Source organism: Pseudarthrobacter sp. W1I19, from assembly GCF_030817835.1.
GTDB lineage: Bacteria > Actinomycetota > Actinomycetes > Actinomycetales > Micrococcaceae > Arthrobacter.
The window spans coordinates 2,512,535-2,525,289 of sequence record NZ_JAUSZR010000001.1; the positions used below are offsets into that span (position 1 = coordinate 2,512,535).

General features: G+C 60.8%; 13 protein-coding genes. 12 read left to right on the plus strand and 1 reads right to left on the minus strand.

The features are described 5' to 3' along the window. The first annotated feature begins 22 nt into the window (after nt 1–22). From QF038_RS11840 to QF038_RS11850, 3 genes are read left to right on the plus strand one after another with little or no spacing between them, the layout of a single operon-like run. Complete coding sequence (locus QF038_RS11840) at nt 23–1,279, plus strand: ABC transporter substrate-binding protein (protein ID WP_307610332.1); 1,257 nt, start codon at nt 23–25, stop codon at nt 1,277–1,279. Between the two features lie 14 nt (nt 1,280–1,293). Continuing rightward, nucleotides 1,294–2,223 carry a carbohydrate ABC transporter permease gene (locus QF038_RS11845; protein WP_307610333.1) on the plus strand — a complete coding sequence of 310 codons (930 nt, stop codon included), beginning with the start codon at nt 1,294–1,296 and terminating at the stop codon, nt 2,221–2,223. Continuing rightward, complete coding sequence (locus tag QF038_RS11850) at nt 2,220–3,074, plus strand: carbohydrate ABC transporter permease (RefSeq protein WP_307610334.1); 855 nt, start codon at nt 2,220–2,222, stop codon at nt 3,072–3,074. The genes QF038_RS11845 and QF038_RS11850 overlap by 4 nt, the downstream gene beginning before the upstream one ends. Nucleotides 3,075–3,084: 10 nt before the next feature. On the opposite strand, the gene QF038_RS11855 is transcribed toward QF038_RS11850, so the two are convergent. Further along, on the minus strand, nt 3,085–4,107 hold the full coding sequence (locus QF038_RS11855; RefSeq protein ID WP_307610335.1) for a LacI family DNA-binding transcriptional regulator: 1,023 nt from the start codon (nt 4,105–4,107) through the stop codon (nt 3,085–3,087). 90 nt (nt 4,108–4,197) lie between these two features. Between QF038_RS11855 and QF038_RS11860 the strand changes: the two genes are divergently transcribed. The 9 genes from QF038_RS11860 (at nt 4,198) to QF038_RS11900 (ending at nt 12,719) form a co-directional block, all read left to right on the plus strand. Beyond that, entirely contained in the window at nt 4,198–5,166 is a 969-nt protein-coding gene (locus tag QF038_RS11860) for an ROK family protein (RefSeq protein WP_307610336.1), read from the plus strand. A gap of 513 nt (nt 5,167–5,679) precedes the next feature. Continuing rightward, a complete protein-coding gene (locus QF038_RS11865) occupies nt 5,680–6,477 on the plus strand; it encodes an IclR family transcriptional regulator (protein ID WP_307610337.1) in 798 nt (265 codons plus the stop codon). After that, nucleotides 6,474–7,127, plus strand: coding sequence for an ABC transporter permease (locus QF038_RS11870; RefSeq protein WP_307610338.1), 654 nt, complete (start codon nt 6,474–6,476; stop codon nt 7,125–7,127). The genes QF038_RS11865 and QF038_RS11870 overlap by 4 nt, the downstream gene beginning before the upstream one ends. Next, complete coding sequence (locus QF038_RS11875; RefSeq protein WP_307610339.1) at nt 7,120–8,118, plus strand: ABC transporter ATP-binding protein; 999 nt, start codon at nt 7,120–7,122, stop codon at nt 8,116–8,118. Before QF038_RS11870 ends, QF038_RS11875 begins: the two co-directional genes overlap by 8 nt. Before the next feature lie 68 nt (nt 8,119–8,186). After that, on the plus strand, nt 8,187–8,882 hold the full coding sequence (locus QF038_RS11880; RefSeq protein WP_307610340.1) for an ABC transporter permease: 696 nt from the start codon (nt 8,187–8,189) through the stop codon (nt 8,880–8,882). Nucleotides 8,883–8,914: 32 nt separating this feature from the next. Then, nucleotides 8,915–9,880 carry a glycine betaine ABC transporter substrate-binding protein gene (locus tag QF038_RS11885; protein WP_307610341.1) on the plus strand — a complete coding sequence of 322 codons (966 nt, stop codon included), beginning with the start codon at nt 8,915–8,917 and terminating at the stop codon, nt 9,878–9,880. Then, nucleotides 9,873–10,718 carry a nitrilase-related carbon-nitrogen hydrolase gene (locus QF038_RS11890; RefSeq protein ID WP_307610342.1) on the plus strand — a complete coding sequence of 282 codons (846 nt, stop codon included), beginning with the start codon at nt 9,873–9,875 and terminating at the stop codon, nt 10,716–10,718. Before QF038_RS11885 ends, QF038_RS11890 begins: the two co-directional genes overlap by 8 nt. Then, entirely contained in the window at nt 10,718–11,545 is an 828-nt protein-coding gene (locus tag QF038_RS11895; protein WP_307610343.1) for a DUF6282 family protein, read from the plus strand. Before QF038_RS11890 ends, QF038_RS11895 begins: the two co-directional genes overlap by 1 nt. A 253-nt stretch (nt 11,546–11,798) precedes the next feature. After that, on the plus strand, nt 11,799–12,719 hold the full coding sequence (locus QF038_RS11900; protein WP_307610344.1) for an alpha/beta hydrolase: 921 nt from the start codon (nt 11,799–11,801) through the stop codon (nt 12,717–12,719). The last annotated feature ends 36 nt before the right edge of the window (nt 12,720–12,755 follow it).

Below are 12,755 nucleotides of genomic sequence, written 5' to 3' on the forward strand. Positions count from 1 at the left end.
AAGGACAAGTAGGAAGAAAACCATGAAATTCTCACGCAGACTGGCTGGTGCAGCAGCGACGCTGCTGCTGGCAACGGCAGGAATGACAGGCTGTTCAACGGGCGGTTCATCCACGGGATCGGCCGAGGGAGAGACCATCAATGTCCTCGGCTATCAGCCGATTCCGCAGACGATCTTGGACGACTTCAAGAACAAAACAGGCATCACTGTAAAACTCGACCAACAGGGCGGCGGCGACTTTGCCCAGATCCTCCAGTCCCGGGTCTCGGCAAAGGCCGACATCGACGTCCTGAACGTCCGGGCCGGCGCTGAATTTAATAAGTACGCCAAGGCAAACACCTTTGAGGACCTGACGGGCCAGGCCTTTCTGAACAATGTTGATGACATTGGTCTGAAGCCAGGCGAAGTGGATGGCAAAACGTTCGGCTACTCGCAGAGCTCGTACGTCACCGGCGTCTTTTACAACAAGGACATGTTCGAAAAGCTCGGGATCGACGTTCCCAAGAGCTGGGATGAACTCACGACGGCGGCGGCCAAGATCAAGGCGGCCGGAACCGCGCCGTTCGTTTTCACGGCCGCGGATGCCTGGACTAACCAGTACTTCTACCACAACGCGGTTGCCATCTATGCCCAGGAACACCCCAGCTTCATGGAGGATCTGGCCACAGGGAAAGCAAAGTGGCAGGACAACAATCTCTTCACCAGGCAGGTGCAGCGATTCCAGGACCTGGTCAAGAAGGACTACTTCGTTCCCGGTGCCAACAGCCTGCCCGGTCAGGAAGGCCAGAACGTGTTTGCCTCCGGTAAAGCTGCGATGTACCTGATGGGAACGTGGACGCTGTCCAGCCTGACCCCCCAGGGGTTCGAGATGGGCATGTTCCCGCTGCCCATCAACGAGCCGGGGCAGCCGCCGGCCGTTGCCTCTTCCCTCTCCGATAACATGTACAGCGTCACCTCGTGGTCGAAGAAGAAGGACGCCGCCGAGAAATTCCTTGACTTCTTGACGCAGAAGGAATCGGCCATTGCGTACTCCGAAGCGAACAAGAATGCCAGCACCATCAAGGGCGCGGTTGGCAATTTCTCGCCATACCAAGCTGACAGCGACGCGCTCACCAAGGCCGCGGCACCGTACCCGACGAACATTGGGCCGTCCGTGAACGGCACCGGGCCAAGCATCCTCGGTGAGATTATCGCCGGTACCGCCAGTGCGGACGACGCCGTCAAGAAGTTCCAGGCACTGCAGGACGACGACAACCAGACCGACTACAACACCCCCTAATGACACGCTCAACAATGGACGCCGGTCCAGCCGCGAGCCGCAAGGGCCCTGCGCCCCTGCGGCTCCGGGAGCGGACCAGGTTCGAATGGTCCTTCGCGCTTCTCGCCCTGCCCGCGTTGGTAATCTACCTCGGCTTCTTGATCGGACCCGTCGTCGCCGGGTTTTACTTCTCCTTCACGCGTTGGGACGGGATCAATCCGCCAAAGTGGATCGGTCTTGATAACTTCGTGAAGATGGCCGGAGACCGGAAGTATGCGGCGGCGCTCGTGCATACACTGATCTTCACCGTCGTCATCGTGGCGGGTCAGGTCGGCGTGGGGCTCGGGTTGGCTCTGCTACTGAACCGGGCAAGACGTGGGGTCGCCTTCATGCGGGGCGTCTTCTTCGCGCCGGCGCTGATGAGCACCGCTGTGATTGCTTTGATCTGGGGTTTTATGTACAGCCCCGCTGTGGGGCTTGTGGGTAAGTTCGCCGAAGCCGCTGGCCTTGGCGACACCTTTCTCAGGGACGTGCTGGGCAACCAACAAAGCGCGCTCCTGGGTGTGAGCATCGTGGTCATCTGGCAGTTCGCTGGATACATGATGATCATCTTCCTCGCCGGGCTCAAGAACATACCGCAGGAGGTCTATGAAGCTGCCGCTATTGACGGCGCGGCTGGTGCACGTCAGTTCAGGTCCATTACCTGGCCGCTGCTTGCCCCTTCTGTATCCATCGCTGTTCTGATCTCGCTGGCGGGAAACCTGAAGCTCTTCGATCAGGTGTATCTGATGACTGGAGGCGGGCCGGCCGGAGCCACTGAAACGGTTGGCACACTGATTTACCAAACCGCCTTCCTGAACTCCAACTACGGCTATTCCGTGGCCCAATCGGTGGTCCTTACCGTGATCATTGTGCTGGTCGTATTGGCCCAGCGCTGGCTAACTTCGAGGAGAATGCAGGAATGACGGTATTAACCGCACCAAGGGTCAAGGCCCGTCGGCCTCTCCGCTCTGTCCTCGTTTTCCTGGTGCTGATGCTGGCGCTCTGTGCTGTCATCTTCCCGACCGCGCTGATGCTCTTGACATCCCTGAAATCCCAAGCCGAGGTGTATGCAAACCCTGTCGCGTTGCCGGGAGAGCTGCAATGGGGAAACTTCGCACGAGCGTGGACGGTCGGTGACGTCCCGCTGAGGGCCCGTAACAGCCTGGTTGTGACGATCGCCAGCGTTTTGCTTAGCTCTATCGTCGGGGCAGGGGCAGGCTACGTATGTGCGCGCATTAAACCCCGGCGACTGGGCATCCTTCTGACTGGATTGTTCGCCTTCGGGCTTTTCATCCCGGTGCAGAGCGGCCTGGTCCCGCTCTTCGTTGAAATGCAGGCACTCGGACTGCTCGGGACTGTCCTGCCGATGATCATCGTGAATGCCGCCCTGCAGCTTCCCCTGTCGGTGGTCATCTTTGCGGCATTCTTTGCTGCCCTGCCGATGGAGGTGGAGGAATCTGCCTCCATCGACGGAGCCGGCAGGCTCCGCACCTTGTTTGCCATTGTCATGCCCCTGGCACGGCCGGCCGTGGCCACCAACATCATTTTGGGAACCGTAACGGTCTGGAACGACTACTTTGTGTCATTGCTGTTCAGCACCGACCCGTCAATCCAAACACTCCCCGTTGGACTGGCGTCTTTCAAGGTTGCCTACACCACCGACTGGCCCGCAACACTTGCCTACACTTCCATGGTCGCGCTGCCCGTATTCATCCTGTACATCTTCCTGCAGCGCTACATCACCGAGGGTGTGACAGCAGGCTCAGTGAAATAGATGAACTTCGTCAGTAGCGATGGATAGTTACAGCGACCCGGACATCACGCGGCTCGGCTGGGACAGATCCGGCAAGCCGGTCAAAGAGCAGCCGAGCGGCCTGCTCTCCCAGTTCCTTCGGATCATGCGACATGACAACCAGCGGGACCTGCAGCAAGTCGGCGAGTTCGACGTCATCGAAACAGGCCAACGCCGGAACAGGAAAGCCTGGGTGAGCGTTCCGGTACTCGCAAATGGCCCGGAGCGCACCCACCGTAATCCGGTTGTTGCTCGAGAAGAAGGCTGTAGGAGGGTCGGCAGCGTTCAGGAGCCGTGCGACTTCACTTTGTGCGGTGGGAGCATCCCTGCAGGGAACCTGCAGCACTTCTTCCTGAGCGATTCCCGCGATCGACAGCGCTGTGGAAAAGCCGTGCAACCGGCGGCGAGTGGTGGAAATGCCCGCGGCGTCCCCCAAGAAGGCTATTCGCGTGTGTCCGTCATCAAGTAAGCACTGGGTGCCGGACCGTGCGCCTTCGATGTCATCGACGAGAACTGTGTCGGCAGCCAGGCCGTCGATGGTGCGCGAGGCCAGTACCAGAGGCACATGGGCCAGGCGATTGGAGCCCGGAAGTTCAAGACCATTCCCTGCCGGAACCAGAATTACGCCTTCAATCTGGCGGGCAGCGAAATCCGTGAGCAGCTCGCGCTCCCGGCCCGGGTCCTCCCCGGTATTGCCCACCACTATCTGCCGGCCATATTCCTCTGCAATGCCCTCAATACCCAACGCAAATTCGCCGTAATACGGATTCCCGATGTTTGTAACCACGATGCCCACCAAGCCCGAAGGGCGTCCAAGGCGGATGTTACGGGCACTATGATTTCGCCAGTAACCGAGCTCCTGCACCGCCTTAAACACGCGCTCCTGGACCTCGGGACGGACGTTCAACCCACCGGACATTGTTCGAGACACCGTCATCGGGCTCACACCGGCTCTGACGGCAACATCCCGCACGGTCGGCGCTGACGATGATGGCACGCTGCTTGCCTCTCGCAATTGCCGCTCCTTACGTGATGGCTGCGTCCGGGTAACGCTACTATCCGCACTTTTTGTAACAAGAATATCAATCAAAGAGGACTTTCACCCATGACACTTCACTTAGACCCCGGAGCTGAGCCCGGCTCTGCCTTTCCCGCTCTGGAGATCGGCGGGACCCATGTCACGGCTGCCCTCGTTAAGGCCGAGCCTCGCTGGGAAGTTCTGTCAGGCACAGTTAAGCGCCTCCATCTCGATGCCCATGGCGCGGTCGATGACATCGTGGCTACGCTAAGTGAGGCAGCCATCAACCTGGGGGATGCTCATAACAACAATTGGGGCGTCGCCCTGCCTGGCCCCTTTGATTACGAGAGCGGGATTGCACGCTACCACGACGTGAGAAAATTCGACCAGCTCCGGGACCATGACCTCCGTAACTCATTGGCACAGCGCTTGCACCCACAAACTCTCGCCTTCCTTAACGACGCTGACGCCTTTGGAATCGGCGAATACGCCATCGGAACAGCGGGAAGCCACAAGCGCGCCGTGTGCCTAACGCTCGGCACTGGAATCGGTTCGAGCTTTCTAGACAATGGCGCACCTGTCAAGACGGGCTCCTCCGTTCCCCCGGACGGGTCGGCCTACCTTCTGGAACATAACGGAGTGCCGCTGGAAGATCATGTCTCCAGGCGCGCCATCCGGACGGCCTACGCCACTGCAACGGGCATTAACCCTGCCGAGGATCCGAGCCGAATTCCTGACGTCAGGGAGATCGCTCAGGCAGCCCGCACCGGCCACGCCACTGCCTCCCGCGTTCTCCACGAAGCATTTTCAGCCCTCGGCGTGGCGCTGGCCCGTTACCTTGAATCGTTCGAGGCAGAAACGCTCATCGTGGGAGGTTCCATGGCCCAGTCATGGGATCTCGTGGAGCCCGCCATTCGCAGCGGCATTGCTAAGGCCAGGCCGCCGCTCAGCGAGCTCCCGCTCACCCAAGCCAAACGCGCCGAAGAGGCCAGCCTCATCGGCGCCGCGAACTGGACCGCGCGCACCATCCTGCAAGGGGGACCTGCAGGGAATTAGAGCAGAAAGAGCCACGCCGGCCAGTTCTCCAGGCCTCCTTATCCGGGCGGAAGAGCAAACATCGGCGAAGGCCAGTTGCCCCTCTGACCTCTCCACCACAACACAATTCACCTCCGGCAGAACCGGGAACCGTTGTGCCAGCCAGAATTAGGCAGGAGAAAGTGCACCATAGGTTGGGAAGGGCGTGCGGTCCGTGCTCGCGGCCGAAGTCCTGCTTGCAACGCGATTGCGGATGTCGCCCCAGACGTCCTTGCCCAGCTTCCGGGGTGGAGGGAACCAGGCTGTGTAGGCAGCACTGGGCAGCTGAGCGCTGGCGTAACCCTGCCCGAGCCTTTCTGACCTCTCCCTAACGCTCGGTGTCGTGGCAGTACCAGCCCCAACCCCGGGGCTGCCGTGATCTTGCCGAACGTAACGGCAGAAGTGTTGTAAAAAATGCAACGGTCCATTGCGCTCTTTGCACCATTGATTGACAGTTGTTTTGTGAATGAGAGTCAAGACACAGGACCTGCGAAGATGTTGGCAATCTTTGAGGCCTTGTCCCACACGAGCCAAGAGGGCAACCTCGGGCTGACGGTTTCGGGTCTTGCTCGAGCCCTGGCGCGTGACAAGTCGAGTGTCTCACGGCAATTGAAGCCGCTGGTGGACTTGGGCTTGGTGGAGCGCGACGCGACGGGGCTGCACCGTCTCGGGTGGAAGCTTTTCGCTGTTGCTGCCCAGGCCGGGGATCAGCGCTTGCTTCTCCTGGCTCCGCCCGTGATGCGACAACTTGCGACCCTGCTCGGCGAGCGGGTCCACCTGAGCATTCGGCGAAACGAGGACGTTTTTACCATCGTTTCTGAGGGACCCCAACAGGTCATAGAGGCAAACGTATGGGTGGGTCGGGCCGTACCTATCTGGTGCACTTCTTCGGGGCGGGCACTGCTGTTTGATCACACTTCCGACGAGATCCACGCTCTGATTGAGAAGACCTTCAGCAAGGGGCCCGGTTCACAAGCACCCACAAGCGTCGACGAAGTCGTGGCCCGGGTGGAGAACGCCCGCCTGCAGGGCTATGCCTTGGTTGTTGACGAGTTCGAAGATGGCCTTTCCGGGGCAGCAGCGCCTGTCCGCGATGTTCACGGCCGAATCATCGCGGCTATCAACATTTCCGCCCCCTCATTCCGTATCGCCGACAACCTAACCCACGTGGGCCGCCAGATTGCCCAGGCAGCGACGTATCTCAGTCGCTCCCTATCTTCCCCTCCCGCTCGATCCAAGGACAATCACCATGCCCAGAATGGACCCAACACCGACCTCAGAAGGACTTCATGAACTTCTTTGACTACGTCGACGAAAACCAGGCGCGAATCAGTTTCCTGCTCATCCAACACATTGAAGTGGTCATGATTTCAGTGATGCTCGCGACGGTGCTCAGCCTCATCATCGCCGTAGCCACGGAGACTCTGCCTCAGGTGCGCAAGGTCGCGCTCTCTGTGGCTGGAACCATCTTGACCATTCCTTCCTTTGCCCTTTTCGGTCTCATGATTCCGTTGTTCGGGCTCGGAGTCGTGCCCACTGTGCTGGCGCTGACCGTCTACGCGGTGTTCCCGATTCTTCGCAACGCAGTAACGGGTTTCGAAACCGTAGACGAGGGAGTGATTGATGCGGCCCGCGGCATGGGCATGGGCTCCTGGCAGCGCCTCTGGCGCATTCGCGTCCCGCTGGCCTGGCCTGTCATTTTGAACGGCATCCGGGTAGCGACGATCATGGTGGTCGCCATCGCTGCCATCGGCGCGGCCGTACGCGGCCCTGGTCTTGGCGAACTCATTTTTAGGGGCCTGTCGCGCATCGGCGGAGCAAACGCCCTGAATGAGGCCCTCGCGGGTGTCGTAGCGATCGTGGCCGTCGCAGCGATCCTTGACCTTCTCTTCATCTTTCTTGGCCGCATCTCAACACCGAGAGGTCTAAAACTACATGTCTAACGCCCAGCTCGCCGCCACCGGTTACACGGATGCCATGATTCGGCTGATCAGTGTCTCCAAGCACTACGAAGGTGCGCCCGCCCCGTCGGTTGCACCACTCTCCATGGAAATCAAGCGCGGCGAGTTCATCTGCCTGGTCGGCCCCTCCGGCTGCGGAAAGACGACCACACTGCGAATGATGAATCGGCTCGTTGAGCCATCGGGGGGAGAAATCTGGATCGATGGCCAGAACGTCACGCACGCCAACCCTGATGAGTTGCGCCGACACATCGGTTACGTAATCCAGCAGGTTGGTCTCCTGCCCCACATGACTATCGAACAGAACATCGGGCTGGTTCCATCCATGCTCGGCTGGGACAAAAAGAAGATTGCTGCCCGTGTGGAAGAACTGCTGGAGCTGGTGGGGTTGGACCCCCACAGCTACCGGTCCCGCTACCCGAAGCAACTCTCGGGAGGCCAGCAGCAACGCGTCGGTGTGGCACGTGCCTTGGCTGCCGACCCGCCGGTGATGCTCATGGATGAACCCTTCGGCGCTATCGACCCGATTACACGTGACCGCCTGCAGGGGGAATTCCTGCAACTTCAGCAGCGCATCCGCAAAACTATCGTCTTCGTCACGCACGACATCGACGAAGCACTGCGGCTCGGGGACCGGATCGCCATTTTCGCTGAAGGCTCCCGGCTGGCGCAGTTCGCGACTCCCCTGGAAATCCTGACCAACCCTGCTGATGACTTCGTCCGCTCCTTCATCGGTGAAGGAGCTGCGTTGCGCCGGCTGTCGCTGCTCCGCATCGGTGACCTGCAGGTCCCGCCCAGTTCGGACCTGCGGCCGGCTGAACTGACGGTGCAGCGCACTGATACGGTCGCCGCTGTGCTGGAGAAGATGCTCGAGCATGGGGCAGAGCGGGTGCAGGTGAACGGAGGAGAGACTCTGACGGTGCAGGACATGCTCCTGGCAACGGCGCAGGCGAAGCAAGGGGCAGTCCAGTGACAGCCTCGGCGACCCGGCTAACGGCAACAGTACGACGCCCCAGACCAAGGAGCTATTCCGGATGGATCATGCCGGCAATCGCGGTGCTCCTCGTAGTGGGGACACTGGTTTACATCGCGACCGCTGATCTTGACACCATTGAAGCCCGTGCACTGGCCCCCGATGTCATTTTGGAGAAGGCGTACCAGCATGTCCTGTTGGTCGTCATATCCACGGTCACGGTTGTTGCAATAGGTGTGCCTGTCGGTATCCTGCTGAGCCGGCCTTGGGCCAAGTACTTCCGGGCCCCCGTGCTTGCCATCGCGAATGCAGGCCAGGCCATCCCATCCATCGGGATCCTGGTTCTCCTGGCCCTGCTCTTCGGCGTCGGGTTCAACATGGCCGTCATAGCGCTCGTAATCTATGCTCTGCTGCCCATCCTGCGGAACACGATCATAGGACTGCAACAGGTCTCACCCTTCATCATCGACGCGGCCAAAGGCATGGGCATGAACGCGCGGAGGATTCTCTTCACCGTCGAGGTGCCGCTCGCAGTTCCGGTCATGCTGGCCGGTATCCGGGTGTCGTTGATCCTGAACGTGGGTGTAGCCACGCTCGCCACCTACACCAACGCGGGTGGTCTGGGGGACCTGATTGAGCGCGGGATCGTGTTCTACCGCATGCCCATTCTGCTCACCGGCTGCCTTCTCACTATCGCACTGGCTCTGCTGGTCGACTCACTGGCTGGATTCATTGAAAATCGCCTTCGCCCAAAGGGCGTCTAAGCTCTCCCCCCTCTAGATAAGGATTCCCCCCAATGCGCAACAAGACTATTTTCGCCGTCGCCATTGCTGCCGGCATATTGCTCTCCGGCTGCAGCCTCGGAGAAGCTCCGCCGAGCGGAGTCACGGGCGGCTCCCTCGCGAAGGACAGCAACCTAGAGGGCGTTAAGCTCGCTGTCGGCGGCAAGGAATTCACTGAGCAGCTGGTGCTGTGTGAGGTCGCCGCCCAGGCACTGGAATCGACAGGTGCCGAAGTCCGCCGCAGCTGCGGGCTTTCCGGTACCAGCAGCGTCCGTTCCGCTCTTACCAGCGGTGACATCGACCTTTACTGGGAGTACACCGGTACAGGCTGGATCACCCACCTGGGACAAACCGAGCCCATGGCAGACCCGCAAAAGCTCTACGAAGCAGTAGCCAAACAGGATGAAGCGAAAAACTCGGTCACCTGGTTGAAGCCGTCGCAGGCCAACAACACCTACGCCGTCGCAATCAGCCACGAAAAAGCGGCAGAGCTCCATGTGAAAACGATGTCCGACTACGCTGCCCTCGCCACCAATGATCCCGCCGCAGCAGGCTTCTGCGGCGCGGCCGAATTCTTTGGCCGCAACGATGGGTGGCCTGGTGTCGAAAATGCCTACGGATTCAAGCTGCCCCGCAACAACGTTTCCGAGCTCGCCGCCGGTGCCGTATACAACTCCATTGACAAGGCAGCCCCGTGCAATTTCGGTGAGGTGTTCGCCACCGATGGCCGCATTGAAGCGCTCGGCCTCACCGTCCTTGAGGATGACAAAAACTACTTCACCCCGTACAACCCCGCAGTAAGCATTCGCACCGAGGTCATCAAGGCAAATCCCGCAGTAGGCGACGTCCTGGGCAAAGTAGCCGAGGCCCTTACTGACGAAACACTGCGCCAGCTCAACGCCAAGGTCGACGTGGACGGAAAGACCCCGGAGGAAACCGCGAAGACCTGGCTCAGCGAGAAGGGCTTCATCGGTGCCTGACACCCCGACCCCGGACGCCTCACCCCTCAAAGTGCGGCTGCTGCAAACTGACCCATCATTAGGGGACGTTTCCGGCAACCTGGAACACCTGAACCACCTGGTGCGGGCCGCTTCGGACTTTGACCTGGTGACCACTGCAGAGCTGGCCACCCACGGTTACCATCTAGGACAAGTCCCAGACGCCCAGCCCATCAACGCCAACGACGAACGCCTGCTCCGGCTCGGAAGCTACGGCCCGGCAGCGCTGGTCGGCTTTGCCGAAGCGGACCGCCACCACACCTTCAACAGCGCGGCCCTGATCACCAACAACCAAGTCCAGGTACAACGCAAAATGTACCTGCCGACCTACCGGGCATGGGAGGAACGCAAACACTTCCGCCCCGGCGGCAGACTGCACTGCTACGACCTGCCCAAGGCCCGGATCTCAACCCTGATCTGCAACGACGCATGGCAGCCGCCCATGCCCTGGCTGGCGGGCCACGCAGGGGCCGAAGTCCTGGTCATCCCGGTGAACAGTGTCACCAGCAACGTGGGGCTGCCGACCGACCAGGCTTGGGACCTCATCCTCCGCCACGCGGCCGTCACCACACAGGCCTTTGTCCTCTTCATCAACCGGGTTGGGCGGGAAAACGGTAACGATTTCTGGGGCGGCTCCCGCGTCATCCACCCCTCGGGCGAGGTCATGGCACAGCTGGGCCAGGAACCCGGCGAACTGGACTGCGAACTGGACCTGGGAGAACTTCGCGCTCTGCGCAGACAGTGGCCACTTCTGCAAGAAAGCAGGGCTGACCTTATCGCCCGTGAAGCAGCACGACTGGCTCAGGAGGAGGAACTCTAGTGTTCGACAGCCACGTGCACGCCGGACCCGACGTCCTGGACCGCATCGGCGATGACCACGACATCAGCCACATGTACGCTGCCGCGGACTTCTCCGGCTTCGTGCTGAAAGCCCACTACGAATCGACAGTGGGGCGCGCCCACGCAGCAGCCCGCGCTACCGGCAAAGCCGTCTACGGCGGGTTGGCCCTCAATCAGCACTGCGAGGGCGTCAATCCATCGGCAGTCGCAGCGGCTCTCGGCGCGGGAGGCCGGGTCATCTGGATGCCCACAGCCGATGCCCACACCCAGCACACCGCCGACCTTCCCCGGCTGTGCCAGCACGAACCCCGAATAGGAACCCGGACGTACGCCATTCCCCCCGTCAACACCAAAGCCACAGAGGCCACCGAAACCGTGCTGGCCCTCATCGCAGACCATGACGCGGTGCTCGCTACCGGGCACCTCAGCGGAGACGAATGCCGATGGCTCAGCGAAAGAGCCCGACACTACGGAATCAACCGGCTGATGTTCACCCACCCTTCCTACACCGTCCCGGGCCTCCAACCGGATGCAATCCGCACACTCGTGGAGGGCGGAGGCTACGCAGAAATCACCACCTACCAGCTGCTGCACCAGCCAGGCTGCACCCCAGCCATGCTGGCCCGCGCCGCCCAAGCCGCCGGGGACCGGCTGATCCTTTCCTCAGACGCCGGCCAACCCACTTCCCCTCCCCCGCCCGAAGCACTCATGCTCCTCGTTGACACGCTCAGCGCCGAAGGCCTCGACCGTCGATGGCTGGAAGCCGCAGCCTCCATAACTCCCGAATCGCTGTTCTCGCCCAACTAGCGAGCTCCGGAAGGAGACCAGGCCACGCTGCTAGAGGCTCCTTACAACCTGGACTTCCCCGGCAACCCGCCACCACAATCTCACAGCTGAACCAGCCCTGCCCCTGCCGGATCCGGCTGCCTGTGTACCCGCCCAACAGTCGAAAGGCCCTCGGCACAGAAGAATCAGTCCAAACCATCACCTGAGTAACAAACACCAGACAACAGCGCATACAAGCCATACCGCTGAACCACCCAGAAAACCGAGGAAAATCATGATTGAGAAAAAGACAACATTCTTCAGCGAAAGCAGCCGTCTTCAGGCCAGCATCTACTACCCGGACGACCTCTCCCAGACCGGTCCCAGCCCTGCGATCATCGTGAACTCCGGATACCAGGGCTTCAACAACTTCTACCCGAAGTTGTTCGCCGAGAATCTGACCGCGCGCGGATACATCTGCCTTGGCTTTGACTACCGCGGCATGGCCGACAGCGAGGGCCCCAAAGGCACCGTGCTGATCGAACAGCAGGTCGAAGACGTCAGGAACGCCATCACCTTCATGCAGGCCCAGGAAGAGGTCGACAATTCCCAAATCGGGCTCATCGGCTGGGGTATGGGTGCGGCGAACGTCGTTTTGGCCGGGGAAAAGGCAAAGAACGTCGCCGGAGTTGCAGCGCTGAACGGCTTCTACGACGGGGAGCGTTGGCTGAAGTCCATCCACACCTACGATGAATGGACCAAGATCCTCGACGAGGTCCGGGAAGACCGCACCCGCCGGGTCCTCGAAGGCGAGTCCAAGCTCGCCGACACGTTCCATCACTACCCGCTGGACCCGGCGACCAAGGACTACGTCGGCAAGGAACTTGAACAGGTCTACGGTTTCGGGCACCCCACCCGACTGCAGTTCACCGAATCCATCATCGACACCAAGGTGGAGCGGGCGGTCCAGTACCTGTCGCCGACGCCGCTGTTCATCGCCCACGGCGAAAACAACACGCTGCACCCTTTCGAGGAAGCTGCCTCGCTGTATGAAGCGGCAGAATCCCCGAAGACGCTCTACACCGTGAAGGGTCGGCACAACGACTTCATGTACGGCGACCACCCCGAATTCATCGAGATGTGCGACCGGCTCCAGGAATTCTTCGACCAGGCCTTCGCAACCAGCGCGGCACCTGCACGGATCACCTCCGCCTGACGTGACATTGGGATCTGTCGGCCCTGCGGGGCCGGC